Annotated in this window: 23 protein-coding genes and 2 pseudogenes; 16 read left to right on the forward strand and 9 right to left on the reverse strand. The window is 64.4% G+C overall.

Going from position 1 to position 24642, the window contains the following annotated elements; genetic code table 11:
- The first annotated feature begins 65 nt into the window (after positions 1 to 65).
- Positions 66 to 467 carry a hypothetical protein gene (locus tag QFZ91_RS40640; protein ID WP_429570745.1) on the forward strand — a complete coding sequence of 134 codons (402 nt, stop codon included), beginning with the start codon at positions 66 to 68 and terminating at the stop codon, positions 465 to 467.
- A 65-nt stretch (positions 468 to 532) separates the two neighbouring features.
- On the opposite strand, the gene QFZ91_RS40645 is transcribed toward QFZ91_RS40640, so the two are convergent.
- From QFZ91_RS40645 to QFZ91_RS40655, 3 genes are all read right to left on the reverse strand, one after another.
- Positions 533 to 2332, reverse strand: a complete 1800-nt coding sequence (locus QFZ91_RS40645; protein WP_429570746.1) for a chloride channel protein — start codon at positions 2330 to 2332, stop codon at positions 533 to 535.
- A gap of 2 nt (positions 2333 to 2334) precedes the next feature.
- Positions 2335 to 2751, reverse strand: coding sequence for a MarR family winged helix-turn-helix transcriptional regulator (locus tag QFZ91_RS40650; RefSeq protein WP_176106657.1), 417 nt, complete (start codon positions 2749 to 2751; stop codon positions 2335 to 2337).
- Positions 2752 to 2866: 115 nt separating this feature from the next.
- Positions 2867 to 4033 (reverse strand): HPP family protein, encoded by a 1167-nt coding sequence (locus tag QFZ91_RS40655; RefSeq protein ID WP_429570747.1) that lies wholly within the window; start codon positions 4031 to 4033, stop codon positions 2867 to 2869.
- Positions 4034 to 4333: 300 nt separating this feature from the next.
- Between QFZ91_RS40655 and QFZ91_RS40660 the strand changes: the two genes are divergently transcribed.
- From QFZ91_RS40660 to QFZ91_RS40685, 6 genes and pseudogenes are all read left to right on the forward strand, one after another.
- The gene (locus tag QFZ91_RS40660; protein ID WP_429570748.1) at positions 4334 to 4651 is read left to right on the forward strand and encodes a DUF1840 domain-containing protein; all 318 of its coding nucleotides are present in this window, start codon (positions 4334 to 4336) and stop codon (positions 4649 to 4651) included.
- An 18-nt stretch (positions 4652 to 4669) separates the two neighbouring features.
- Complete coding sequence (locus tag QFZ91_RS40665; RefSeq protein WP_429570749.1) at positions 4670 to 5011, forward strand: hypothetical protein; 342 nt, start codon at positions 4670 to 4672, stop codon at positions 5009 to 5011.
- Between the two features lie 121 nt (positions 5012 to 5132).
- Positions 5133 to 5597, forward strand: a pseudogene (locus QFZ91_RS40670) (CBS domain-containing protein); the annotation flags it as partial.
- Between the two features lie 45 nt (positions 5598 to 5642).
- A complete protein-coding gene (locus tag QFZ91_RS40675; RefSeq protein ID WP_176384887.1) occupies positions 5643 to 6140 on the forward strand; it encodes a universal stress protein in 498 nt (165 codons plus the stop codon).
- 62 nt (positions 6141 to 6202) lie between these two features.
- Positions 6203 to 6340 carry a hypothetical protein gene (locus tag QFZ91_RS40680; RefSeq protein ID WP_429570750.1) on the forward strand — a complete coding sequence of 46 codons (138 nt, stop codon included), beginning with the start codon at positions 6203 to 6205 and terminating at the stop codon, positions 6338 to 6340.
- Positions 6341 to 6631: 291 nt separating this feature from the next.
- The gene (locus QFZ91_RS40685; RefSeq protein WP_176106654.1) at positions 6632 to 7063 is read left to right on the forward strand and encodes a response regulator; all 432 of its coding nucleotides are present in this window, start codon (positions 6632 to 6634) and stop codon (positions 7061 to 7063) included.
- Positions 7064 to 7173: 110 nt separating this feature from the next.
- Here QFZ91_RS40685 and QFZ91_RS40690 read toward each other — a convergent pair whose 3' ends face one another.
- Together QFZ91_RS40690 and QFZ91_RS40695 are read right to left on the reverse strand one after the other, a co-directional pair.
- Positions 7174 to 7965, reverse strand: coding sequence for a DUF4410 domain-containing protein (locus tag QFZ91_RS40690; protein ID WP_429570751.1), 792 nt, complete (start codon positions 7963 to 7965; stop codon positions 7174 to 7176).
- A 645-nt stretch (positions 7966 to 8610) separates the two neighbouring features.
- Positions 8611 to 9063: a hypothetical protein gene (locus QFZ91_RS40695; RefSeq protein WP_429570752.1), complete on the reverse strand. Its 453-nt coding sequence runs from the start codon at positions 9061 to 9063 to the stop codon at positions 8611 to 8613.
- A gap of 362 nt (positions 9064 to 9425) precedes the next feature.
- On the opposite strand from QFZ91_RS40695, the gene phaP reads away from it, so the two are divergent.
- The 3 genes from phaP (at position 9426) to QFZ91_RS40710 (ending at position 12032) form a co-directional block, all read left to right on the forward strand.
- A complete protein-coding gene (phaP, locus tag QFZ91_RS40700) occupies positions 9426 to 9851 on the forward strand; it encodes a phasin family protein (RefSeq protein WP_176106651.1) in 426 nt (141 codons plus the stop codon).
- A 419-nt stretch (positions 9852 to 10270) separates the two neighbouring features.
- Complete coding sequence (locus tag QFZ91_RS40705) at positions 10271 to 10729, forward strand: DUF2844 domain-containing protein (protein ID WP_429570753.1); 459 nt, start codon at positions 10271 to 10273, stop codon at positions 10727 to 10729.
- A 10-nt stretch (positions 10730 to 10739) separates the two neighbouring features.
- The gene (locus QFZ91_RS40710) at positions 10740 to 12032 is read left to right on the forward strand and encodes a DUF3443 domain-containing protein (protein WP_429570754.1); all 1293 of its coding nucleotides are present in this window, start codon (positions 10740 to 10742) and stop codon (positions 12030 to 12032) included.
- Positions 12033 to 12086: 54 nt separating this feature from the next.
- On the opposite strand, the gene QFZ91_RS40715 is transcribed toward QFZ91_RS40710, so the two are convergent.
- The gene (locus QFZ91_RS40715; protein WP_368717126.1) at positions 12087 to 13187 is read right to left on the reverse strand and encodes a putative zinc-binding metallopeptidase; all 1101 of its coding nucleotides are present in this window, start codon (positions 13185 to 13187) and stop codon (positions 12087 to 12089) included.
- A gap of 285 nt (positions 13188 to 13472) precedes the next feature.
- Between QFZ91_RS40715 and QFZ91_RS40720 the strand changes: the two genes are divergently transcribed.
- Genes QFZ91_RS40720 through QFZ91_RS40730 form a run of 3 tightly spaced genes read left to right on the forward strand, consistent with a single transcriptional unit; the run spans position 13473 to position 20505 of the window.
- Positions 13473 to 16958 carry a DUF2126 domain-containing protein gene (locus QFZ91_RS40720; protein ID WP_429570755.1) on the forward strand — a complete coding sequence of 1162 codons (3486 nt, stop codon included), beginning with the start codon at positions 13473 to 13475 and terminating at the stop codon, positions 16956 to 16958.
- A 29-nt stretch (positions 16959 to 16987) separates the two neighbouring features.
- Positions 16988 to 19618 carry a circularly permuted type 2 ATP-grasp protein gene (locus QFZ91_RS40725; RefSeq protein ID WP_429570756.1) on the forward strand — a complete coding sequence of 877 codons (2631 nt, stop codon included), beginning with the start codon at positions 16988 to 16990 and terminating at the stop codon, positions 19616 to 19618.
- Entirely contained in the window at positions 19615 to 20505 is an 891-nt protein-coding gene (locus tag QFZ91_RS40730) for a transglutaminase family protein (protein ID WP_429570757.1), read from the forward strand. The genes QFZ91_RS40725 and QFZ91_RS40730 overlap by 4 nt, the downstream gene beginning before the upstream one ends.
- Before the next feature lie 329 nt (positions 20506 to 20834).
- On the opposite strand, the gene QFZ91_RS40735 is transcribed toward QFZ91_RS40730, so the two are convergent.
- The gene (locus tag QFZ91_RS40735; protein WP_429570758.1) at positions 20835 to 21149 is read right to left on the reverse strand and encodes a methyltransferase family protein; all 315 of its coding nucleotides are present in this window, start codon (positions 21147 to 21149) and stop codon (positions 20835 to 20837) included.
- 154 nt (positions 21150 to 21303) lie between these two features.
- On the opposite strand from QFZ91_RS40735, the gene QFZ91_RS40740 reads away from it, so the two are divergent.
- The gene (locus tag QFZ91_RS40740; protein ID WP_429570759.1) at positions 21304 to 21495 is read left to right on the forward strand and encodes a hypothetical protein; all 192 of its coding nucleotides are present in this window, start codon (positions 21304 to 21306) and stop codon (positions 21493 to 21495) included.
- Here the strand turns inward: QFZ91_RS40740 and QFZ91_RS40745 are convergent.
- Positions 21492 to 22175 carry a winged helix-turn-helix domain-containing protein gene (locus tag QFZ91_RS40745; protein ID WP_429570760.1) on the reverse strand — a complete coding sequence of 228 codons (684 nt, stop codon included), beginning with the start codon at positions 22173 to 22175 and terminating at the stop codon, positions 21492 to 21494. The genes QFZ91_RS40740 and QFZ91_RS40745 overlap by 4 nt on opposite strands.
- Positions 22176 to 22508: 333 nt before the next feature.
- Between QFZ91_RS40745 and QFZ91_RS40750 the strand changes: the two are divergent.
- Positions 22509 to 23007: pseudogene (locus QFZ91_RS40750) on the forward strand (phosphatase PAP2 family protein); the annotation flags it as partial.
- A gap of 57 nt (positions 23008 to 23064) precedes the next feature.
- Here the strand turns inward: QFZ91_RS40750 and QFZ91_RS40755 are convergent.
- On the reverse strand, positions 23065 to 23994 hold the full coding sequence (locus tag QFZ91_RS40755; RefSeq protein WP_176106641.1) for a LysR family transcriptional regulator: 930 nt from the start codon (positions 23992 to 23994) through the stop codon (positions 23065 to 23067).
- An 87-nt stretch (positions 23995 to 24081) separates the two neighbouring features.
- On the opposite strand from QFZ91_RS40755, the gene QFZ91_RS40760 reads away from it, so the two are divergent.
- Positions 24082 to 24615, forward strand: coding sequence for a hypothetical protein (locus QFZ91_RS40760; protein WP_429570761.1), 534 nt, complete (start codon positions 24082 to 24084; stop codon positions 24613 to 24615).
- Positions 24616 to 24642 lie beyond the last annotated feature (27 nt).

Below are 24642 nucleotides of genomic sequence, written 5' to 3' on the forward strand. Positions count from 1 at the left end.
CTATACCTGGCTATAGGCGGCGTGTTTCGGTTGGGCGTCGCCTGTAGCGGGAACGGAGGCGAAAAGTGAAGAAGCCGATGGAAACTTCACCGCGCGGACGGATTTTCCCCAGTGGAATCCTTCTTGCCGTGCTGGCGCTAGCAAGCGGTGTATTCATGGTGTCCGCCAACGCCGACGCGCCCATGCGCGCGATCACGATCGTATCGGGCACCTATGGCGGGAATTGCGGCGCGCCGCGCGGCAACCTGACTCGCGAGCTCGAGCGTCATTGCAACGGACGGGAAACCTGCGATTACCCGCTGCCCGGCCTGCACAAAGGCGGCACGACGCTGGCATGCCCGCGCGACTTCCACGCCGAATGGCATTGCGACCACGCGGACTTTCACACCGCGGCGCTGGGTCCGGGCGCGAAATCGGGCGACAGGCTCGTGCTGGGTTGCGTCGAGTCGCGTGGCGCGGGCAAATAGCTGTATGCGCGAATAAAAAGGCCGAGGCCCTCGCGGGGCTCGGCCTTTGACTATTGCAGCGGTCTTTAGCTGGTTTTACGAACCGGCGCGAAGCGCCGCTTGACGAGCGACGGCCCGATACGACGGAACCGCTCCCGTTTGTGTTCCTCTTCGAAGTGAGCGAGCGACGGCTTGATCAGATCGCTGCGCGACACGATTCCGATCAGACGCATGCTGTTGCCATCGGCGACCACCGGCAGGCGTTCGAGCCCTAGCACTGCGAGCCGCGTCGCCACGAGCCGGCAGGTTTCGGATGACAACGCAAACGCGGGGTTGTGCTGCGCGAACACGTCGGCGAGGGTCATCGCGCGCTTGCGCTCCGTGTCTTCGGCGCAGAAGCGTTCGAGCAACGGGCGGTCGGCCACGCCGATCACCGCGCCGTCGCACACCACCGGATACGCGCGGCGCAGCTGGTTCGCGCCGAACAGCGTCTGCAGCGTTGCGCCGACCGTCGTGGCGGCATCGACCGATTCGACCGAGGCGGTCATCACTTCGTCGACATAGTGGCGCTCGAGCGGATCGACGCCGTACTCGCGATAGATGTGATAACCGCGTCGCGCGATTTTCTCGGTCATGATCGAGCGCCGCATCACCACCGTGGAGAAGCCGTGCGCGATCAGCGTTGCCGTCAGCAGAGGCAGCAGCGCATTCGCGTCGTGCGTGAGGCCGAACGCGAACACGATGGCCGTCAGCGGCGCGCCGAGCGTGGCGCCAAGCGTCGCGGCCATGCAGACGAGCGGCCACAGCGCCGGCTCGCTGCCCGGCAGCCAGTGCGCGAGTACCGTGCCGAGCCCGGCGCCGAGCATCAGCAGCGGTGCGAGCACGCCGCCGGACGTGCCCGAGCCGAGCGCGATGACCCACATCACAGCCTTCACGGTGAGCAGCAAAAGCGCGACCTGCACCGCAATATGCTGATGCAGCAAATCGCCGATCACGTCGTAACCGACGCCGAGCGCGCGCGGTTCGAGCCAGCCGCCAATGCCGACGACGATGCCGCCTAGCGCGGGCCACCACATCCAGTGGATCGGCAGCTTGCCGAACAGGTCTTCCACTTTGTAGAGCGCGGCGGACAGGCCGGACGCAAGCGCGCCCGACAACACGCCAGCGACCGCGCACGACAGCAGGGACCAGCCATCGGGCGCGGCGGTCTGCAGCGGAAACAGCGGACCTGTACCGAAGAAAATCGCGCGAGCGAAGCCGGCGACCGCGCAAGCCACCGCGACCGGCAGGAAGCTGCGAGGGCGCCATTCGAACAGCAGCAGCTCGACCGCGAGCAGCACGGCCGCGAGCGGCGTGCCGAACACCGCGGTCATGCCGGCCGCGGCGCCGGCCACGAGCAGCGTCTTGCGCTCCGCCGACGTGACCTTCACGCACTGCGCGATCAGCGAGCCGAGCGCGCCGCCGGTCATGATGATCGGGCCTTCCGCGCCGAACGGCCCGCCGCTGCCGATCACGATGCCGGACGACAATGGCTTGAGCACGGCCACTTTCGGCGACATCTTGCTCTTGCCGAAAAGGATCGCTTCGATCGCCTCGGGAATGCCGTGGCCACGAATTTTTTCGGAGCCGAAGCGCGCCATCAGGCCGACGATCAAGCCGCCGATCACCGGCACGCCGATCACCCAGATGCCGAGCGTATTGGCGGCGGGCGAACGGTCGACGAACGACAGCGTGCCGAAGAAAAACAGGTTGGTGAACAGGTGAATCAGGTTCAGCAGAACAACAGCGGCAAACGTACTGACGAGGCCGATGCACGCGGCGAGCGCGAAAATGCCGGGCAGCCGTGCATTTGCCGCGAAGTCGCGTTTGTGGGAATCCATGCTCATGGTTAGTCGAGGTCGATCTGAGGGATCTGGAAGGAGCCTTCGAGCGATCTCAATTCGGCGCGATGCAGTTCCGCGAGCCGCTCGAGTACCCGTTCTCCCGCTTTTTCGATGTGTACTTCAACCTGGCGACGATCGGTTTCGCTGACCTGGCGGCGCACGAGACTCAGTGCCTCGCAGCGCGATACCAGTGCGACGACGCCGTGATGTTGCGCCTGCAGACGCTCCGCGAGTTCGCCGACGGTCGCCCAGTCGCGCTCGGGATAGCCCTTGATATGCAGCAACAACAGGTATTGCAACGGCGTGATGCCCTCGTTCTGCGCGGCCTGCTCCGAGAAGCGCTCGAAGCGCCGCATCTGATAGCGAAACTCCGACAACTGCTCGAAATCGCTCTTGACGAGCTTGCGAGTCCGTACTTTCATGGAATATCCGCCGATGTGAAGAAACGGAAAATATATCAGGTCGTGACGTATTCAAGTGGATCGCGGCCGTGGCAACGGCATCGCGCGGCAGGTCTCCTTTCTCTTTCGACTGAAATCAGGCCGCCTTGCGGGCTTGGGTGGCAGTCTGCCGGTACAGGCCGGAGATCAGGTCCACCTGCGTGATCATGCCGACCACGCGCCCCCCGCGATCGAGCACCGGCACGTGGTGGTGCCCGTAGTTCGCGAACATCGGCACGAGTTCCGTGATCGGATCGGAGGCGCCGACGGTGCACACGTCGGCGGTCATCAAGCTGCCGACATTCGACGTGCGAAGCGCATCGCCGCGCAGCCAGCCGTCGAAGTAGTTCAGGATCGGACCGAGCGCGCCGAAGCTTTTCCTGTCGACGAAATCGGCGCGCGTGACGATGCCGAGCAGCTTCTGCTTCACATCGACGACCGGCAGCGCCTTCACGTTGTGGCGCCTGAACAGCTCCCATGCGGCGGCGGCGCACGTGCCCGGCGACACCGACACGACATGGCGCGACATCACGTCTTCGCAGCGCAGTTCGTCGAAGCTGCGCGAGAAGGCCTGTAGCTGCGTTTCGCGCAGCAACGAATAGAGGTCGTCGGTGCCGATGTCGAGCATTTCGTCACGGCGTCGAAGCACGGCTTTGACGTCGTCGCGGGTGAAGCCGACGCGCGCGGCCTCGTCGGCGGCCTGGTTCGGCGTTGCGCGGTCCTGGCGTCCCGCATGGGGGTAGCGGTGGCCGGTTGCCGCGTGATAGACAAGCGCCGCGAACAGCAGCGCGGCCGACTGGATCGCGATCGGTTCGAGCACGAAGCGGTAGCCGAGCGCATGAATGACCGGGCCGCCCAGCACCGCCGTCAACGCGACCGCGCCCGACGGCGGGTGCACGCAGCGCAGCGCGAACATGCCGGAGATCGAAAGCGCCACCGCGAGGGCGGCCGCCAGCGTCGGGTCGCCGATCAGCATCGCGCAGGTCACGCCGACCGTCGCGGACACCAGGTTGCCGCCGATGATCGACCACGGCTGCGCGAGCGGGCTCGCGGGCACCGCGAACAGCAGCACGGCCGAGGCGCCCATCGGCGCGACCAGCAGCGGAATGTTGGCGGCGGGACCGAGCAGCAGATACATCAGACCGCCGGTGAACGCGATGCCGAGCAGCGCGCCGAGGCACGAACGCGCACGCTCGTGCCATTTCACGGTGACCGGTGCGGGGAGAAAGCTGGCAAGCCAGCCGAGAGCAGGAGAGCGGAACAAGATAGGAGCGGAAAGTAGTCGAAGATGCCGGGCCCGACATTACCGGGGAAACCCTGGCAACGCGAATACAGTCTGGTCATGATTATATTTCAATGTGATATAAAAAGTTGTCCAACCCCCGCGCGGCGCGCGAAATCTGTCGCATATCGCAGACAGTCGAGCGCGCGCCCGACCTCCTTCGCCTGGCCCCAAATCACCGATCCGCACGTGCTTTTTCATCACGTTGTGATATAAAATGATGGCAGACCGATTGAGAGCACTCGTTGGCCGGTTGCCTGATAGACCGATAAGGGAGCCATCATGATGATCACATTTCAATCGACGGCGTCGCCGGATGTCGTCATGCTGAGGGATCTCGCGCAATATCTGCTAGGACTGATCGGCAAGCGGCTCGGCGAGCGGGGCGTTATCAGCCACGACGAGCTGGTCCACGCGATCGATCGTCTCGAAGCCGCCATCACCGAAGACGCGGCCGCGGAAACGACCCTCGAAGCATTGCACTGTTCAACGAGTAATCAACGCGAGTCGCGCAACCGGCTGTTGCAGCGCGCGTGGCCGTTTCTGGACATGATGCGTGCGGCGCGTGACTCGGACGCCGACATCATCTGGGGGCTGTAGTTCGTCGAGGAAATCGCGATGAAACGATTGACGTCGCATCGACGCTCCGCAATCCTCCTTATTTCGGTTTGCGCCGTTCCGCTTGCCCACGCGTTCTCACCTGAGCAGGAAACCGGCCGATACCAGCAGCCGATGCGCGACCCATGTGCCGCGTCGCGCGACACCGAGGTGCGAAGCAGCGTGATCGGCGTGTATGGCGGCACCGTTGTCGACCAGTTGTCCAGCGGAGCGGTGGTGCTCGTGAAATGGCCGAACGGTTCGCCGCACGAGGCATGGACCGCTCGATCGCACAGCCATGGTTTGCCCGTCGATCCCGCGGCAAACGCTGCGCATGTTTTCTTTCTGTGGCCGGAGTCATAGCGCGGCGTCCCTGATCGCCGCGCCGAGCAACCGCATGCATTCAGGTCAGGCTAATGCGTGCGTGATGCTGTTACGACGGCACACCCATTCCCTATCTCGATCCGACCATACTTCGGCTCGACGCCAGATTCATCGCGCGTACCCCGTGGTGCAGGCGGGGCGGCTAGTCGGCATGGCCGATCGGCGGATGCTGAGCGCGGCGCTCGACGAGGGCGGCGCGACGGCGACGGTGGGCGAGCTGTGCGCAAGCGATGCGAACTTCGCGAACGAGCGGCTCGACATCGCGTTGCCGGAAGAGACCTGCCGGCACGTTGCCGCGCGTCTGGCCGCGCGTTCGCTCGATCGCGTGCCGGTCGTCGCCGACACATCCAGCTATCGGCTGATCGGCATCGTGTCACGCCACGATCTCGTCAAACCCTCGCTGTCGATCTTCAACGAGGAACGCGAGCGGGAACGGTTCCGGCGCATTTCGCTATTCCAGGGCAGGGATTCGGTGGCCACCGAATCTCGCGAATTGTGCCTGCTTAACGGCGTTTCTGTAGGTATTTGCATGTATCGGTGTCGCGCGGTATATGTCACGAACTGACATATAATTAATTGATGACTTGCCGCGCGGCGCAAGGAGGTTCCCATGTCGAGCTTCAAGCGCATTCTTCTCTGTTACGACGGAACACGCGAAGGACAACACGCATTGAAGGACGGTGCCGCTCTAGCGCAAGACCTGAACGCGGAAGTGCACCTGCTTTCCGTGCTCAACAATACGGCGTGGATGCAGGGCGCGGACATCACGTCCGCGGTGCCGGTCGATTTCATCAACGAATCCGCCAAAGCGCTGCTCAACGAGGGCTTGCAGAAACTCGCCGCACGCGGAATTCGCGCGACCGGTCATCTCGCGATCGGTGAACCACTCGACGAGATTCCGTTTTTCGCTAACGATCTGAAGGTCGATCTGGTCGTCGTCGGTCATCGCCGCAGTCACGGACTCGCGCGATGGTGGGGTGGCCGGCACGACGGGCTGCTGCTCGATCGCGTGACATGCAGTGTGCTGGTGACGATGGGCGCGGCAGTCGCTGCGCCGGCCGCAGTCGCAGGCACGGGCGAGACCGAGCGGTCCGCCGAACATTCATGAGCGTTGTGTTGTTTGTGTTGAGTTGAGAGTTGTGTTGCGTTGCGTTGGCACGGGGGCACACCATGAAAGTCGTCGACGAACAGTTCAATCATCCCCAGCCCGTCAAGCACAGCGATAACGAAATGAGCAAGCTGCCGCAGCGCGCCGCCGATGCGCAGCGGCCGAAGAAGAAACCCGAAGGCGAGCCGCCGGTCGAGTGACGCGGGGCGGTGCCACGCCGTTCAATTCGCGCGTAAATGCTAAAGCGCTGCCAGGCGCGAAAGCCTGGCAGCGTTTTAGTCATACATGCGAGTCGCCCGGCACGATTATCGTTCAAATGCGAATCGTTCCTATTTAAGAACTGCGGAAGAACTGTGACGATTTACCGGACAGATGGCAAAAGCGGGTGTTTCTGATGGCGTCATGACGCCGTGATGCGCGGGTTTGACGGCACCGCGAGGACGGTACAGCGTTTGCTACCCGCCCAAAGGTTTAACCGCAGGCCGCCATACATGTCACGAAATTCGACTACCTGCCAGAGATGGAGCGCCCGAGAGGTCCAGCTATTGCACGACGTGCCGCGCGTGCTCGTCGTCGACGACAACGAGAGCGCCGCCGAAGCGCTTGCCACCTGGCTGTCCTACGAGGGCGTCGAGGCGCGCGCCGCGACCGGCTGCACGGCGGCGCTGCGCTGCGTGCGCAACTGGGTTCCCGACGTCGTCGTACTCGACATCATGATGCCGGAGCGCGACGGCTACGAAACGGCGAGCGCGCTGCGCCGCTATCTGCCGACGCACAGCCTCGGCATCGTCGCGTTCACGTCGCTGGACGAAGATCATGTGAGGGAAACCGGCCGCGAGCGTCACAATTTCGACGGCTATTGCCAGAAGGGCACCGCGCCTGCCGCGCTGCTCGCATTGTTGCGAGGGCTGTGGCGCGGATGATGACGGCGCTCGCGTCGATAAAAAACGCGGCGGCGTGGACATCTCTCCACACCGCCGGGCTTGTCAACCGCGCTTTTCAGTCGGGCGCGCAACCCGCCGCGCTCAACCGCTCAGCTCTTCCGCGCGGCCGGCATCCAGCCGGCTTCGACACCGAACTGCGCGATCTGTTTCGCGACCGCATCGGCTAGGCGCTTTGCATCGTCCGACACGCCCGCGCGCTTCGTTTCGGTCACGCCGTGCAGGCCCGCGCCGGCCGTTGCCGCGGTCGCGACGGTGCCGGCCGCCGCGCCGACCCCGGCGGTTTCGACCATGCCCGGCATCTTGCCGCTGTCCGCGTTGGCCGTGAAGCTCTGCACGACGCGCGGCGCGCCCGCAGCGGGTTGGTAGACGATCTGCACCGCGCTGCTCACCTCGCTCTTGCCCGCGCCGAGCCCAATCAGCGTGCGGCGGCGGCGATTGCCAGCGTCGATCGTCTCGAAGCTGCCTTGCACGAGCAGCACGTTCTGCCCGGCGGGCACCGGCGCGTCGGTGCGCACCGCGTGCAGACCCATCGCCTGCAGCTGATGGACGATCTCGTCGGCGACCTGCTCGCGCACCTTGTTGGCATCGGCAACCTGCTTCTGCGCGTCCGACGAACCCGACATCTGCGTCTTCAGTTTCTGCAGCATGCCGCTGTTATCGAGCTTGACCTGCTGCGGATCGGCATCGAACGTGTACACGTAGATCGTGTCAGGATGCATCGTCGACTGCGTGCCTGCGTCGGCCGTCGCGGCCGTGCTCGTCGCGCTCAGATTCGTGACGCTGGCGCCGGCGCAGCCGCTCAGCAGCGCGCTGCCGCACACGAGTGCCATGCAGGTGAAACGGGCGGCGTTCTTTTTGATGAAGTTCACTGAAGTCAACATGATGATCCTGTCGTCGGCACGCGGTGCCAGTGGGTTCGAGTCCATCGCCGATGATCGGGCAACCGTGGGATCGTCGATCATCGGCGAAGGGATTCGCACGTGAAGCCTTTCGATCTCATGCGTCTGTGATTCGTCACGCACCGGCAGCGAACGAAGTATGGGCGAGCGGGCCGCCGAACTCCATTCAACAATTATTTCGAGCGATGTCACGGCGACATGAAGACGCGAAGCGCGGGGAACCGCGGCGACGCGCGACACGAAACGGCGGAAGAGCAAAACCAAGAAGAGAGGGCGCGGAGATCGAGCCGCCGATCAGTTCAAAGCGAGCTTGACGATGCAGCACAGCACGAACACGAGCAGGGCGGCGGCAATGGCCATGTCCATTGGATAGCGCATTCCTTCACCCTGTCCTGACGTTGCGGAGCTCCTATCGTAATCACCTGACGGAAGATGAAAAGCGTCAGTGAAGCGCCAATGTGGGACAGGCAACGAAGTCCCGCACAGCCGCGCGTAGCGGGGCTGCGGAGCGCTTCCACCCATCGGCGAGAGGCGGCGAAGCACCGATCGCTCGATTGCGCTCGCATGCTTCGGCGCAAAATAAGCGGCGCGTGGCGCGGCGCTCCATTCGCAATTCGCGACGAAGATTTATTGCGCTTGCGCGGCTGGCAGACCCGGCGGCGTGCCATGCGGCGCCTTGTTCACCGCAGTGAGATCTTCGGCGAGACTCGTGCGCAGTGTCGCGATAGCTTGGTCGGGATTGGCGGGCTTCAGCTGCTCGCGCGCCAGCGAGTCGTACACGTAGTGGCGCAGCATCGGGTCCTGGGTCTTGTTCAACACGTCGTGGTAGACCGCGACGATCTCGCCTTGACGGCCGCTCAGCGCATACAGACGGCGCAGTTGTTCGAGATCGTTGATCACCGCGAAAGCTGGACTCGGATGACCCATCATCGGACCATGCCCCGGCGGCCCGTCGCCGCGCGGACCGCCGTCGTGCATCGCGGCGGGCGGGGGCGGTGGCATGCCGTCGTCGGCAAGCGCGGCCGTCGCGATGATGCCAAGAACCGCGGCCACGGCCGCGCTGAGGATTGCTTTTCTCATGATGTCGCTCCCAGCGAAAACAGCGCCGGCGCCACGATGGACCGGCTCCTCGCAACGATAGTCGACACGCTGATCCGCCGGGTTACGAAAGCCATTCAGTAACTTTCCGAGCCTTTCGAAGCACGCGCATACATCTCGACGCGACGCACGTCACCGCGCACGAATTTGCGTCAGGGTGAGCGCCGCTGGCGCAACGCAGCCGGATAGCGCATGATTGCTGCGATGTGCCGTGCGACCCCCAAAAGCACGTCGCCGTGGCGGCACGCGCGGCACGCGCGGCACACGCAGCCGCCGGCATCGGCGTCGCGCCTGGTGCGGGCGGCGCAGAGGCGATGAGTCTTCAACCGCAAGGAGGATTTCGCATGGACCGACCCGATGCAGCCAATCCGTTTGGCGATCTGACCAAAATGCTGGAACAGTTCAAGCTCCCCGGCTTCGACGTACCCGCCATCATGGAAGCACGCCGCAAGGACATGGAAGCGCTGGTTCAGGCGAATCAGACAGCATTCCAGGGGATGCAGTCGCTCGCGCAGAAACAGGCCGAGATGCTGCGCAGCACGCTGGGCGAGTTGCAGGCACTGACTGCGCAACTCACCGCGGCCGGCGCCGCGCCGTCGAGCAAAACCGCGGAGCTGATCCAGCAGAGCCTGCACAAATCGCTCGCCGATATGCAGCAGCTCGCGCAAGCCGCGTATCAGACGCAGGCGGAGTCGTATGCGGTGATCGCGAAACGCGTAGAGGAGAATGTGCAGGAGCTGAAGTCGCTTCTTCAGCAGCAGAAGAAGTAGCGCACGCCGCGAGTTCCGAACCATCTATGTCGCGGAGGGCGGTCAAGCCCTCCGCGATTTTTTTGTCCGTTATTCGGTAGACGCTTACATCGATAAAAAAAAACGCTGCCCTCATTCACAGCTTCTACGCGTGACGACCGAAATTTCCGCAGCCTGCTGCTTCTAAATATCAGAAGAAAACCAAGGCATTGTCGCCAAAAGACTTTGTCCGCACTGATCGAGCGTGGTCGAACGATCCAGCAACCTCCAAAGGCTCGAATCGCGCAGCAAACGATTGCCGCGCGCCATTCCCCTGACTTAAAGTTTCGCCCCGCCTTTCCGTAGACGCATTCACGCAGCCCAACCGGCGTGAAGGCAGCCCGGCCTAGCCGGTCAGGTGTGCGCCCTCGTTTCGCGTTTTCACCTGGGAAGGAAATCTCTTGAATCCGAAGCTTCTTACCCGCATTGCCTGCGCAGTGCTCGGGGCATGCTGCGCGTTGCCGTTCGCCGCGCACGCGACGCTCGGCCAGAACGCCAGCACCGTCGAGGCCGATCAGACGCGCCTGCACGCAGTCGCTCATGCGGCCAGCGCACAGGGCGCCTATTCGGTGCACGCGCTGACGCTGCCGTCCGGCACCCAGGTGCGCGAATTCGTGGCGGCCAACGGCATCGTGTTCGGCGTCGCGTGGGATGGCCCGACGCTGCCCGATCTGAAGGCGATGCTCGGCGCATCGTTCGACGCCTACGTCGGCGCCAGCGCGACGCGTCGCGGCGTGCCGCTCGCGGTGTCGAACAGCGATCTCGTAGTGTTCTCGAGCGGCCATCTGCGCGCCTTCACCGGCTACGCGTATCTGCCGCAGGCGGTGCCGGGCGGCGTCGATGTCCGCGTCATTCAATAACGGAGCGAACATGCGATCCAGGTCTTCGTGGATGACTCGGCTGGGCGCGACGCCCGTCGTGGTTCTGGCACTGCTGTTGAGCGCGTGCGGCGGCGGGGGTGGTGGTGGCGGCAGCGAGAGCACCACGGCCAATTCGAGCACGTCCGGGAGTTCGACCGGCTCATCGGGTCCGACCGTGACCAATACGTCGCCGTCGCCGCAGGTGCTGGCCGCCAACGCGGTGCGCGTGACGGTCGACTCGGGCATCAGCAACGTGCCGAACATGCCGTTCGTCAGCATCACGATCTGCGCGCCCGGCACCGGTAATTGCCAGACAATCGATCACGTGCTCGTCGATACCGGCTCGTGGGGCGTGCGCGTGTTCGCATCGCAACTTCCCGCGTCGATGAGCCTGCCACAGCAGAAGGACGGCGCGGGCAATTCCGTCGCCGAATGCATGCAGTTCTTCGACGGCTATACGTGGGGCGCGGTGAAGCTCGCCGATGTGCAGATCGCCGGCGAGAAAGCCGCGTCGCTGCCAATCCAGCTGATCGATCCGGGCTACGCATCGCTGCCGGGCGATTGCGCAGCCGTCGGCGCGCCGCGCAATACGCCGGCCACCTTGCAGGCCAACGGCATTCTCGGCATCGGCGTGTTCAAGCACGACTGCGGCGCGAGCTGCGCGCAGCAGGCGATTCCCGCGACCTACTACGGTTGCAGCGGCGCCAACTGCATCTCGATACCGCTCGCGGAAACGTATCAGGTCGCCAATCCGGTGCCGTACTTCGCGACCGACAACAACGGCTCGGTGCTCAGTCTGCCGACCGTGTCGGGCGGTGCGCCATCCGTGTCGGGGCAACTCGTGTTCGGCATCGGCACGCAGGGCAACAATGCGCTCGGCGCGGCGCAGGTGATCGGCGTGAGTCCGTCGAACGGCACGTTCACGACGGTGCAGAACGGCAGCACGTACACGCGCAGCATTATGGACAGCGGCTCGACGGGACTCTTCTTCCAGACCACCTCGATGCCGGCCTGCGCGAGTCCGAACAGCGCGTATTACTGCCCGAGCTCGACGCAGCAGTTGAGCGCGATGATCGAAGGCGTGAACGGCACGACGAGCGCGGTGACGTTCAACGTCGGCAATGCGATGTCGATCGCGCAGACTTATAGCGGCGACTCGGCATTGCCGCTGCTCGCGGGACCGGTGTTCGTGACATCGACGGTGTTCGATTGGGGGCTGCCGTTCTTTTATGGCCGCAACGTCTATGCGGCGATCGAGCAGCAGTCGACGCCGGGTGGGAAGGGGCCTTATGTGGCGTACTGAAGCGATGACCGTGTGATGAAAGCCCGCTGCCGGTTGATCCGACAGCGGGCTCTTTTATGCGCTCATGTGCTCGCGGTCGCTCCGGTTGTCGCGCTTGCCGCCCGCCGCCGCGATCACGCGATGCACGAAGCGCAGCTTGTCGACCACCGGCGCCGCGAGCGTGAACGGATAGCCGTCGGGCATGCCCAGACTGCGGTTCAGGCTGTTCAGCGCGTACGTGAGTGGAAACCAGCGCTTCATCAGATTGCCGAAGCTCGCATCCTCGACCGGCGTGCGGTCGGTCAGCGTCGGCTCGCTCGGATCGTCGGGCAGCAGCGCGAGTCCGTACGATGTCGAGGTATCGAGCACATCGACGATCAGCAGATAATGCGCCCACGTCTCCGCCCAGTCTTCCCACGGATGCATCGTTGCGTACGCGCTGATGTACGACGCCTGCCAGTCGGCCGGCGCACCGTCGCGATAGTAGTCGTTCAGCGCTTCGCCGTAGTCGGCCTGCTCGTCGCCGAACAGCTTGCGAAACGGTTCGAGCCAGCGCGGCTCGTTTTCGATCAGCTGGCTGAAGAAGTAGTGGCCGGTCTCGTGGCGGAAGTGGCCGAGCAGCGTGCGGTACGGCTCGCCCATCGCGGTGCGCACTTTCTCGCGATGCGCGTCGTCGGCCTCGGCGATGTTCAGCGTGATCAGCCCGTTGTCGTGACCGGTCATCACCGGCTCGCCATCGCCGCCGTCGGCGAGAAATTCGAAGGCGAGACCGCGCTCGGGGTCCGCGTCGCGCGATTGCACATCGAGGCCAAGTTCGCCCAGTGTGTACAGCAGGCGCCGTTTCGCGACTTCGAGCCGGTACCAGTAGAGCCGGTTTTCCGGTTCGCTCAGGTTCGGAATCGTGCGAGTCAACTGACAGGCGCGGCACAGCGTATCGGGCGAGTCGGCGGGGATCATCCAGTTGCAGACGTTTTCGACCGCGTAGTTGTGGCATTGCCGGAACAGCGCGCCGTTCGCCTCCGGATGCAGGCTGCGCCAGCGGCCGTCGCCGGCGTCATCGAACGCGCTGATTTCGCGCAGTTCGGGGAGATAGCCGAGCAGCGACTCGCAGCGCTCGCAGCGGACATTCTCGTAGAACAGCAGTTGCGCGCAGCGATTGCAGTGGAAGGTTTTCATCGGGCCGGCCTTTTGATCAGTGCGATGTCGGTTGCGGTGACGAACGATCGCAATCTTCATGCCGCGATTGCCAGACGTCACCGCTTTAACGCACAGTACGGTCATGATCGTGCATCGGTGCTGCGCCGCTTTGGTGCACGGTCCGACGTAGCCCAACGGCAAGACAACAGATACGCAAAACGCACACGCAATTCAGGCAACACCAAACGATTCACACGAGTTTGACCAGCAACGGCATAGAGCTTGCTTTTTTGGCGGGCTGCACCTTTCGTCGAGGAGTCCGGAGTGTCCATACGCGTCGCCTTGCATCACGTTACTCATTACCGCTACGACAGACTGGTTACGCTGTCGCCCCAAGTGGTGAGGCTGCGGCCCGCGCCGCATTGCCGTACGCCGATCCTGTCGTACTCGATGCGCGTCGAACCCGCGAGGCACTTCATCAACTGGCAGCAGGACGCGTTCGCGAACTATCAGGCGCGGCTGGTGTTCCCCGAGCAGACGCGCGAGTTCAAGGTGAGCGTCGATCTGGTCGCCGAGACGGCCGTCTACAACCCGTTCGACTTTTTTCTGGAACCATCGGCCGAGCGCTTTCCGTTCGACTACGCGCCGGAACTCGCAGCCGAACTCGCGCCCTACTGCGTGAAACGGCCGATGACGCCGCGCTTCGCCGAGTTCGTCGCGAGCATCGACCGCACGCCGGCCGGCACCGCGAACTTCCTGGTGGCGCTGAACCAGCGGCTGCAACGCGAAATTCGCTATCTGATCCGGATGGAGCCGGGCGTTCAGTCGCCCGAGGAAACCTTGGTCAACGCGTCGGGCTCGTGCCGCGATACGGGCTGGCTGCTCGTCGAGACGTTGCGGCAACTGGGCTTCGCGGCGCGCTTCGTGTCCGGCTATCTGCTGCAGCTCGCGCCCGACGTCAAATCGATCGACGGCCCGAGCGGCACCGAGGTCGACTTCACCGACCTGCACGCGTGGTGCGAGGTCTATCTGCCGGGCGCGGGCTGGATCGGGCTCGATCCGACCTCGGGGCTGCTCGCCGGCGAAGGCCATATTCCGGTTGCCTGCACGCCGGAGCCGGGCAGCGCGGCGCCGATCTCGGGCGCGGTCGACGAATGCGAGGTCGAATTCGGACACACGATGTCGATCGAACGCGTGCTGGAGTCGCCGCGCGTCACGAAGCCGTACAGCGAAGCCGCTTGGCACGACGTGCTGAAGATGGGCGCGCGGGTCGACTATGAACTCGCCGACATGGATGTGCGACTGACGATGGGCGGCGAGCCGACCTTCGTGTCGGTGCGCGATCGCGATGCCGCCGAATGGAACACCGACGCGCTTGGACCCACCAAGCGCGGCTACGCGGTCGCGCTGATGGACCGATTGCGCGAACGCTACGGCGCGAACGGCTTCCTGCATATCGGCCAGGGCAAGTGGTATCCGGGCGAGCAGCTGCCGCGCTGGGCGATGTCGCTGTACTGGCGCGCCGACGGCGAACCATGCTGGCGCAACCCGGCCCTGTTCGCCGATGAACGCGAGCCTGGCCGCTACACGGCCGGCGACGCGCAACGCTTCATTTCGCATCTGGCGGCGAAGCTGTCGCTCGACGCGGACTGCATCCAGCCCGGCTACGAGGACACCTGGTACTACCTGTGGCGCGAGCGTCGCCTGCCGGTCAACGTCGATCCATTCGACGCGCGCCTCGACGACGAACTCGAACGCGTGCGGCTGCGCCGCGTGTTCGACGCCGGGCTCGCGAGTCCGGCCGGCTACGTGTTGCCGCTCGGCCGCGAGCGCGGCGCGCCGGGCATCGCGGCGAAGTGGATCACGGGCCGCTGGTTCTTCCGCGACGAACGGATGTATCTGATCCCCGGCGATTCACCGATGGGCTACCGGCTGCCGCTCGATTCGCTGCCGTGGGTGTCGAAGACCGACTATCCGTATCAGCACGCGCACGATCCGTTCGCGCCGCCGCAGCCGTTGCGCACGGCTGCGCAGTTGCGCGTGCAGTACGAAGGCGGGCGCGAGAGCCGGCAGATGGCCGAGGAACGGACCAGCGCGCGGCAGGCGGCCGCGCTGTCGCTGTCGGCGGCCGATCTGCTGAGCGGCATGCCGCAAGGCGGCGTGCTCGCGTATGCGCCGCCGCGTCATGGCGAAGCGCTGCCGGCGCGTGGCGAATCGTCGAAGGACACGCTGCGCACCGCGGTATGCGTCGAGGCACGCGACCCGAAGCGCGCGGCCGGCCCGAAAGCCGAAGCCGATTCGTTCGGCAGCGGCCGCACGCTGCTGCACGTATTCATGCCGCCGCTGACCGATCTCGACGACTATCTCGACCTGCTTGCCGCGGTCGAAGCGACGGCCGAGGAGCTGAAGATGCAGATCGTGCTCGAAGGCTATCCGCCGCCGCGCGATCCGCGCCTGAAGGTGCTGCAGGTGACGCCGGACCCCGGCGTGATCGAAGTCAACATTCATCCGGCCGCGAACTGGGACGAGCTCGTCGATCATACCGAGTACCTGTATCAGTCGGCCGCGCACAGCTATCTGAGCAGCGAGAAGTTCATGCTCGACGGGCGCCACACCGGCACCGGCGGCGGCAATCACTTCGTGCTCGGCGGTGCGACGCCGGCCGACAGCCCGTTCCTGCGGCGGCCCGACCTGCTCGCGAGCCTGATCGCGTACTGGCACAACCATCCGTCGCTGTCGTATCTGTTTTCGGGGCTGTTCATCGGACCGACGAGCCAGGCACCGCGCGTCGACGAAGCGCGCAACGACCAGGTCTACGAACTCGAAATCGCGTTCGCCGAGTTGCAACGGCAGGTCGATCTGCTCGGCGGCCGCGACAGCGGCAACCTGCCGCCGTGGATGATCGATCGCGCGCTGCGCAACATCCTGATCGACGTGACCGGCAACACGCACCGCGCCGAGTTCTGCATCGACAAGCTGTATTCGCCCGACGGACCCGCAGGCCGCGTCGGTCTGCTGGAGCTGCGCGGCTTCGAGATGCCGCCGCACGCGCGCATGAGTCTGGTGCAGCAATTGCTGCTGCGCGCCCTCGTCGCGCGATTCTGGCGCATGCCGTACACGCGGCGGCTCACGCGCTGGGGCACCGAGCTGCACGACCGCTTCCTGCTCGGCACCTTCGTAAAGATGGATTTCGACGACGTGCTCGCTGACCTCGGCGAAGCGGGCTTCGCCTTAGATAGCGCGTGGTTCGCGCCGCACTTCGAATTCCGCTTTCCGCTCGTCGGCGAGATGACGCTGGGCGGCATCGACCTGACGATCCGCAACGCGCTCGAACCGTGGCACGTGATGGGCGAGGAGGGCTCCGCCGGCGGCACGGTGCGCTATGTCGATTCGTCGGTCGAGCGGCTCGAGGTGCGCGCGCTCGGTTTGAACGGCAATCGTCATGTGCTGAGCGTCAACGGCGTGCCGGTGCCGCTGCAACCGACCGGCCGCGTCAGCGAGTACGTGGCCGGCGTGCGTTTTCGCGCTTGGGCGCAATCGTCGGCGCTGCATCCGACGATCGGCGTGCACGCGCCGCTCACGTTCGACCTCGTCGACACCTGGAGCGGCCGCTCACTCGGCGGATGCCAGTATCATGTCGCTCATCCGGGCGGGCGCAACTATCAGACCTTCCCGGTCAACGCCTACGAGGCGGAAAGCCGGCGACGCGCGCGTTTCTTCGCGTCTGGTCATACGCCGGGACCGCTCGCCGTGGGCCGACCGCAACGCAGCCTCGAGTTTCCATTCACGCTCGATCTGCGCCACAGTTGAACAACACGCATCGCTGACACCACACGACCTTGGCCTTTCAATCGACCTTGCCCTTCGAAGCGTCCGCGATGCCGGCGGACGCTTCGTCCCTATTGCGGTTGCTGCCGGGTCATGACGGACATTGGGACGAGCTGCGCGACGCGTCGGGCGCGCTGCGCGAGCCGTGGCGGCAGTTCTTCGCGCTGCTCGACGAGGACGGGGTGGCGCGGCTCGCGGATCATCACGCGTCGATCGCGCAGCAGATCCGCGATAACGACATCAGCTACAACGTCTACGCGGACAACGGCAAGTCGCGGCCCTGGGCGCTCGATCTGCTGCCGTTCCTGATCAGCGAGGCCGAGTGGGCGCAGCTCGAGCGCGGCGTCGCGCAGCGCGCGCGTCTGCTCAACGCGATCGTCGCCGATATCTACGGACCGCGGACGCTGCTCGAACATGGGCAACTGCCGCCCGCGCTGGTGTTCGGCCATCCCGGCTATCTGCGTTCGGTGAAGGGCTTCACGCCGGCCGGTGGCCAGTATCTGCAGGTCGTCGCGCTCGATCTCGCGCGCACGCCGGGCGGCGAGTGGAGCGTGATCGCGCATCGCACCGAGGCGCCGTCCGGTCTCGGCTACGCGCTCGAAAACCGCCTGATCGTGTCGACGCTGCTCGCCGAGCCGTTCCGCTCGCTGCGCGTGAGCCGGCTTGCGCCGCTCTATTCGCAACTGATCGCGACGCTCGTGCAGGCCGCGCAAGCGACGATGCGCGACGAGGAAAGTGCCGACGTTTCACCGCATATCGCGCTGCTCACGCCGGGGCCGTACAGCGAAACCTATTTCGAGCATGTGTTTCTCGCACGCTATCTCGGCGTCACGCTGGTCGAAGGCAAGGATCTGACCGTGCGCGGCGACCGGCTCTATCTGAAGACTCTGGCAGGCCTCGAACGCGTGCACGTCGTGCTGCGCCGTCTCGACGACGCGTTCTGCGACCCGGTCGAGCTGCGCGCCGATTCGACGATCGGTGTGCCCGGGCTGTTGCAGGTGATGCGCGCGGGCAACGTGATCGTGTCGAACGTGCCGGGCTCGGGGTTCGCCGAGTCGCCGGCGTTGCACGGTTTCATGCCCGGTATCGCCGAAGCGTTGCTCGGCGAAGAGCTGCTGCTGCCCGGCGTGCCGACCTGGTGGTGCGGCGAACAGGCCGCGCGCGAGCATGCGTTCGCGCATCTCGACGACGCGTTGATCGTGCCGACCTGGCCGCTCGCGGGACGCGATGCGCCGCCCGGCATCGAACGGGGCCGACAGCCGCTCGCGGCATGGCGCGAGCGCATCGACGCTTTTCCCGACGCGTTCACGATCCAGCAGGAGCAGCGCTTTTCCTGCACGCCGCGCTACGAGGAGGGCACGATCGGCGGGCGACCGTCCGTGCTGCGAGTCTATGCGATCGCCGACGTCGACGGCGGCTGGCACGTGATGCCGGGCGGCTTCACCCGCATGGCCGCCGAGCGTCAGACCACGGTATCGATGCAGCATGGCGGCAGCAGCGTCGATACCTGGGTGCTGTCGAGCCAGCCAAGCTCTACGTTCACGCTGCTGCCTTCGCCGATGCAGCCCGCCGACCTCACGCGCAAGCATCGCACGGTATCGAGCCGCGCCGCCGAGAACCTGTTCTGGGCGGGCCGCTACGGCGAGCGCGCGGAAAACAATGTGCGGTTGCTGCGGCTGATTCTCGGCTCGCTCGAAGGCAACGACGCCGACGCGATGTTCGCGACGCTGGTCGAACTCGCGACATGGTGCGGCCTCGTGCAGCCTGGCGACCTGGCGTCGCCGCACGGGCCGGCCTCGCCGCAGACCTTCGAGCGCGCGCTCGTCGCGAATCTCGGCGAGAGCGCGGGCAGTGTCAGCATCAGCCAGAACCTCAACTGCCAGGCGCGCGCGAACGGCGAGGTGCGCGGGCGGTTGTCGAACGATCATTGGCGCATGATCCTCGCGGCGCGCAACGACTTTCAGGATGCGTTGCAGGTGTTGCTACCTGCCGTGGGCGCAGGCAACGGCGGCGCGGGCGCCGCGAGCAGCGGCAGTGCGTTCGATCGCTACGATCGCGTGACGCTCGCGAACGCGCTCGAACATCTGTCGGTGCAGCTTTCGGCGATCAGCGGCGCGCAGGGCGACCGCATGACGCGCGATGAAGCATGGCGGCTGCTGTTCGTCGGGCGTCATATCGAACGCGTCGCGACGATGGCCGCGTTCATGCGCGGCGTCGCCGCGAACGGCCAGCTCGCGACGCCGGCCGGCTTCGATCTGCTGCTGCAAATGTTCGACAGCACGCTCACGTATCGCTCGCTGTACCCGGGGCGTTTCGAAGTGCCCGCGCTGCTCGATCTGCTCGTGATCGAACCGCACAATCCGCGCGGCATTTATGGCGTGTACGAGCGGCTGCGCAACAAGCTCGGCGAGATCGCCGTCGCGGCGGGCAGCGTGCGGCATCGGCCGTTCGCGGAGTTGCTGCCGCCGCTCGAAATGCTGCCGTCGCTCGGATCGCTGTGCGAGGTCGACGAACACGGCTCGTATGGCAAGCTGATTGCGCTGTGCGATCAGATCGGCGGCTTCGCCAATGCGGCCGCGCATGAAATCAGCGCGCGCTATTTCAGTCACGCGACCACGGTCGCCTCGCAGGTGTGGGTATGAAGCACGCGTCGACGGTGCTGTCGGTTTTGCATCGCACTACGTACTATTACTCGACGTATGTCGAAACCGCGCAGCATCTGGCGACGATCCGGCCGCTCGCGTGTCCGTGGCAGCGCGTGATCTCGCGCAGCGAGCGGATCGAGCCGGAGCCGTCGTATCGGCATAGCCGCATCGACGCGTTGGGCAACGACGTGCTGTATTTCGCGCTCGATACACCGCACGAGCGTCTGCAACTCGTCAGCGAGACCACGGTTGCGCTGACGCCGCGCTGGACCGACCTCGACGCCGAGGCCACCCCGCCTTGGGAGACGGTGGCCGAGGCTCTACGGTTTCGCGTGAGCGGCGCGTTCCGTCCAGAGGCGGAGTATTGCTTCGCGTCGCCGAATATCGCACTGCGGCCGTCGCTGCGCTCGTATGCGTTGCCGAGCTTCACGCCCGGCCGGCCGCTCGTTGTCGGTGCGATCGATCTGATGCATCGCATTCACGAGGACTTCGCGTACAAGCCGTCGGCGACGCTGTTCGATACGCCGGCCGAACGCGCATTCGAACTGAAGAGCGGCGTGTGCCAGGATTTCGCGCAGGTGATGATCGGCTGCCTGCGCTCGCTCGGTTTGCCCGCGCGCTACGTCAGCGGCTATCTGCGCAACGATCCGCCGCCAGGCCATCCGCGTCTGATTGGCGCGGATGCTTCGCACGCGTGGGTGTCGGTGCATTGTCCGGCCAGCGGCTGGATCGATCTCGATCCGACCAACGACGTGCTCGCCGACCTCGATCATGTGACGCTCGCGATCGGGCGCGATTACAGCGATGTGTCGTTGCTGCGCGGGACGATTCTCGGCGGCGGCGCGCATCGGATGGAAGTGGGCGTGACGGTGCTGGCTTTGTGAAGCGGGCGCGGCTCGTTGCGGGTATTCGACTGAGTTCGGCCATAATGGAGAAAACGTCGCCGGAGTTCGCCCGCTCATGAAGTCTCTTTGCTTCGCAGCATTTCTCGTTTTCGCTGCCGGCTGTACGTCGACCTCGCCGCCGGCGAATCCTCAGGCGGCGCATGATACGAACGCCTACATACTGCACGCTCCCGACGCCGCTGCGAGACCACCGCGACTTACCGTCGGCACCAGCTATTCCGACACGCAACTGATACTGCCGTGGTTCCTCAACGATATTATCAACTTCGTGAACTATCGCTAATCTGAAACTCTTTTCCAGAGAGCGGTCACAGCCAGCGACGCACAGACGCCTTGTAGGCCAGGTATTCCGACGGAAAGCGGCGTTCCAGATAGCGCTCTTCCCGCGGGATAACAACCAGCGACATCAGCGCTTCCGCTGGCACGAGGGTGACCGGTAGCCAGAGGCTGACGATTGCACTCAGGTATACAAAAGGCGGCCGTATGATCCCCGGGTTTGCGACTGGCGGCACCATCGCTGGCTCCGCCTTTTCGTTGCGGTCCTCGCTTGCCATATCCGCCTCCAACTCTCGCTTCAACTCGACTCTGGATGACGACGCACCGGGATCAGCGCCATAGCCCACGGTGCCGCTCCTGGCCGAAGCCAGCACTCATCTCGTGTCTGCCACAAATCGCTGTACTTCGGCTGCTAACCAGGCGCGCAGCGCGCAGACCCTGGGATGATCGCGATTGCCGACGCGATAGACCAGATCATAGCCGCGCTCGACTTTCAGGCGAATGTCGGGGACGGTGATCGTGACTGTTGCCGGCCTGTTTATGTGGCTCAACCTGCTGCGTATGGTTCCAGCGCGGGTTGCCGCGAGCGTTCAGTTCCTTCAGCCGGTCTTCGGCATCGCCGCTGCATCGTTGATCACGATGGTTTCTCGCAACGAGGTGGGTAACCGAGCTCGAAACGGCAACGTCCGCTAGCCAGCGAAGCGGACTTTCGAGTCGGGTGTTCTCAGACAATAGCCTGCGCCGCGTACCGTCACGATCCGTCCTGCTCCGATTTTTCGTCGCAAGCCACACACCTGCACTTCGATGGCATTGCTGGCGATTTCCTCGCGTGGATCGCATATCCTCGCTTCAAGTTCTGAGCGAGTGAAAACGCGCGCCGGGTCTTCGATCAGCGCCTGTAGCAGAGCGAACCCGCGCGGCGCCAGCGTGAGCGGCTCTCCATGCAGGGTGACTCGATGAGAGGCTGCATCCAGCATGAGGCCATCGTACGCCAGAACGGGAACCGTCCGTACCACTCTGCGACGCGTCAACGCGCGTACGCGCGCCGCAAGTTCATCGACGTCGAATGGTTTGACCAGGTAATCGTCCGCGCCTGCGTCGAGTGCGGCAATACAAGTTTCCAGTTCCCTCTGTGCCGTCACGATGATGACGAAGGCATGGCCACCGCACTCTCGATAACGCTTCAACGCGTCAATAACGTCGATTCCCGACAGGTCGGGGTCGAGCATGACGAGGTCGTACAAGCTGCAGTCCGGCCAACTCATGGGCTCGCCAACGACACTCATGCATTCGACGATATGGCCCGCACGTCGCAACGTATCCACGGCCGGCCCAGCGATCAACTCATCCTTTCCCATCAACAGCAACTGCATGGCAACAGATCCCTTGAATGCGCGTCGGTTATTCGTCTTGTCCGGTTCGGCGCGATCGTAATGTAATCATGCTGAAGAATTGCTTAAGAGAAGCAGGCTGGCGGGTCGCGAGGGTTGACGTCGTTGCTTGTGGTGTTTGGCGAGGAAGGCTTTCAGCACGGGTTGAAACCCGAAATCAAGGCATCGCTGCAGCGCGACAGGTTCCGTTAAGCGCAAACGTTCGCTATCGCACCGATTGTTCGAAAGTTTTTGCGGACACTAGGATGGCGGTCGTTTTCAAGCTTCGATGCACGCCAACGAACCGGCGGACTAGCTCACTGCATGAAGGGCCCCATCGCGAGCGGCCTTCTTGCGCTCGCGATATTCAGACTTATCTCCCATTATTTGCCATTCCGTACGCGGCCTCTTTTTAATCCTGAGCTACACCTGTATTTTCCCTCGGGTGGTCTGGATGCGGCCGTGTTGCCAGCCTGGAGTTCATTCCCGAGTGACCACGCGATGCTGTGGATTTCGGTCGCAACCGGGATCTTTCTGGTGTCGCGCGGCGTCGGTGTGCTCGCGCTTTTATACACCACGATCTTCATATGTCTGCCCCGCATTTATCTCGGATGGCACTATCCGACCCACATAATCGCAGGTGCGGCGATCGGAGCGACCATTCACATGGATAATGACTCGGGACGCCGTTAGAACACCTGTTGCGGCGCCGATTCTGAGGTGGATGCACAGATTTCCCGGGCCCTCCTATACGCTGTCGTTTGCTTTGTGTTTTGAACTGGTCACGCAGTTCAACGAGTTGATAGTTCTGGGGCGGTCGATATTGCAGGGCTAATGCGTTGGAATCCGCTCCGAGGCCAGTCCCTGGACGAGGTGCTGTGAGATCAGGCAATCAGTGTCCATTCTGGGTACTTGCCGTGCGGCGCTTCACATGATCGATGAACGCACGCAGCTTCGGCATGATCTGCCGGCGGCTCGGATAGTAGAGAAACACGCCAGGGATCATCGGCGCATACGCATCGAGAACGCGTACGAGCTTTCCGGTTCGCAGCCCCTCGGCGGCCATCGGCTCGGGTAGCTGGGCAAGGCCGATGCCTGCGTTCGCCGCACCCAGCATGCCCAGAAAATCGCTGGCGATGAAAGGACCGGAAACGGCGAGCTCGATCGGCTGGCCGTTGTCGTTGAACGACCACGACGCGAGCGCGCCGCTGGAGCGCCGCCACCGAATGCAGGCATGCGTACGCAGATCGTCGATGTGTTCTGGGCGGCCGCGCGCCGCGAAATAGCCAGGACTCCCCACCACGACGAAGCGGAATGGCGCCGTCAACGGCACCGCGACCATGTCGGCGGCAACGAACTGGCCTAGCCGGATGCCGGCGTCGAAGCCTTCCGCCGCAAGATCGATCAGCTCCTTGCTGGCCGCAATCTCAACTTCGACCTCGGGATTGGCCTCGCAGAACGACGCGATCAGCGGCTCCAGCAGGATCGGCACGACCGCGCGCGGCACCGAAAGACGCAACAGGCCGGACGGCCGCTCGCCGAGTCCGCGCGCGACCTCGCTGGCGGCGACGAGTTCCTCGAAAGCGGGTTTGGCGCGCGCCAGAAAGCGCTCGCCGGCTTCGGTCAAGCCGACGCTGCGCGTCGTGCGAATGAAAAGCGTCGCGCCGATGCGCGCTTCGAGCACACGCACCGCCTGACTGACCGCCGACGGCGTCACGCCGAGCGCCGCGGCGGCCCCGCGAAAACTGCGATGCTCGGCCACGCTGAGGAAGACTTCGACGCCGTCGAGTGCACCCTGCCTGACTGTGAAGTTCTGCTTCATAGCCTGTCAACATTGTGAGGAATAGTCGCTCACGCGAGACGATGGTACACCTATCACCTGCGCATCCAACATTCGACAGGAGGCACCATGTCAGCGCGGCTTCTCTTTCAGATGCATCTCGTTCTGGGCTACGTTGCCTGGTTGTTGTGCTTCGGCACCTACGTGTGGCCGAAGCTCAGGTCGATGGCGCCGTTCGACGCGCAACGCGCGATCGCCACCTTGCACAGCTTCCGGTTCTTCGGGCTCGCGTTCCTGCTGCCTGGCGTCGTCAGTCCGCAACTGTCCGCGAGCTTCGCCGCGTTCGCCGCTTATGGGGATTTCGCCACGGGCGTGCTGGCGATGCTGGCCTTGCTGACGGCGCGGATACGGCCGCTTTTCTGGTCGTTCGTGGTTGCTTTCAATCTGGTCGGTATGGCCGATCTGCTTGTCGACTACTACCACGCGACAGCGGCCGATCTGCCCGCGCATTCAGGAGAACTGGGCGCGCTGTACGCGATCCCGATCATCTATGTACCGACGCTGGCGATCACGCACGTTGCCGCCTTTTATCTGATGCTGCGTCCCCGGCTCCGGAGACTTCACGCCGCGCCTGCCGTGGGTCGCGACATCTCCAAGGCGTAGCCCGCGTCACCCGCCGCAGTTCGGTAA

The sequence above is a fragment of the Paraburkholderia sp. JPY419 genome (genome assembly GCF_050435705.1).
GTDB lineage: Bacteria > Pseudomonadota > Gammaproteobacteria > Burkholderiales > Burkholderiaceae > Paraburkholderia > Paraburkholderia youngii.

Excerpts from the sequence above, each read along its gene's own strand:
- QFZ91_RS40645 (WP_429570746.1), bottom strand. The coding sequence starts at position 2,332 with ATGAGCATGGATTCCCACAAACGCGACTTCGCGGCAAATGCACGGCTG.
- QFZ91_RS40650 (WP_176106657.1), bottom strand. The coding sequence starts at position 2,751 with ATGAAAGTACGGACTCGCAAGCTCGTCAAGAGCGATTTCGAGCAGTTG.
- QFZ91_RS40660 (WP_429570748.1), top strand. The coding sequence starts at position 4,334 with ATGATGATCACATTTCAATCGACGGCGTCGCCGGATGTCGTCATGCTG.
- QFZ91_RS40665 (WP_429570749.1), top strand. The coding sequence starts at position 4,670 with ATGAAACGATTGACGTCGCATCGACGCTCCGCAATCCTCCTTATTTCG.
- QFZ91_RS40675 (WP_176384887.1), top strand. The coding sequence starts at position 5,643 with ATGTCGAGCTTCAAGCGCATTCTTCTCTGTTACGACGGAACACGCGAA.
- QFZ91_RS40680 (WP_429570750.1), top strand. The coding sequence starts at position 6,203 with ATGAAAGTCGTCGACGAACAGTTCAATCATCCCCAGCCCGTCAAGCAC.
- QFZ91_RS40685 (WP_176106654.1), top strand. The coding sequence starts at position 6,632 with ATGTCACGAAATTCGACTACCTGCCAGAGATGGAGCGCCCGAGAGGTC.
- QFZ91_RS40690 (WP_429570751.1), bottom strand. The coding sequence starts at position 7,965 with ATGTTGACTTCAGTGAACTTCATCAAAAAGAACGCCGCCCGTTTCACC.
- QFZ91_RS40695 (WP_429570752.1), bottom strand. The coding sequence starts at position 9,063 with ATGAGAAAAGCAATCCTCAGCGCGGCCGTGGCCGCGGTTCTTGGCATC.
- phaP (WP_176106651.1), top strand. The coding sequence starts at position 9,426 with ATGGACCGACCCGATGCAGCCAATCCGTTTGGCGATCTGACCAAAATG.
- QFZ91_RS40710 (WP_429570754.1), top strand. The coding sequence starts at position 10,740 with ATGCGATCCAGGTCTTCGTGGATGACTCGGCTGGGCGCGACGCCCGTC.
- QFZ91_RS40715 (WP_368717126.1), bottom strand. The coding sequence starts at position 13,187 with ATGAAAACCTTCCACTGCAATCGCTGCGCGCAACTGCTGTTCTACGAG.
- QFZ91_RS40730 (WP_429570757.1), top strand. The coding sequence starts at position 19,615 with ATGAAGCACGCGTCGACGGTGCTGTCGGTTTTGCATCGCACTACGTAC.
- QFZ91_RS40740 (WP_429570759.1), top strand. The coding sequence starts at position 21,304 with ATGTCGGGGACGGTGATCGTGACTGTTGCCGGCCTGTTTATGTGGCTC.
- QFZ91_RS40745 (WP_429570760.1), bottom strand. The coding sequence starts at position 22,175 with ATGCAGTTGCTGTTGATGGGAAAGGATGAGTTGATCGCTGGGCCGGCC.
- QFZ91_RS40755 (WP_176106641.1), bottom strand. The coding sequence starts at position 23,994 with ATGAAGCAGAACTTCACAGTCAGGCAGGGTGCACTCGACGGCGTCGAA.
- QFZ91_RS40760 (WP_429570761.1), top strand. The coding sequence starts at position 24,082 with ATGTCAGCGCGGCTTCTCTTTCAGATGCATCTCGTTCTGGGCTACGTT.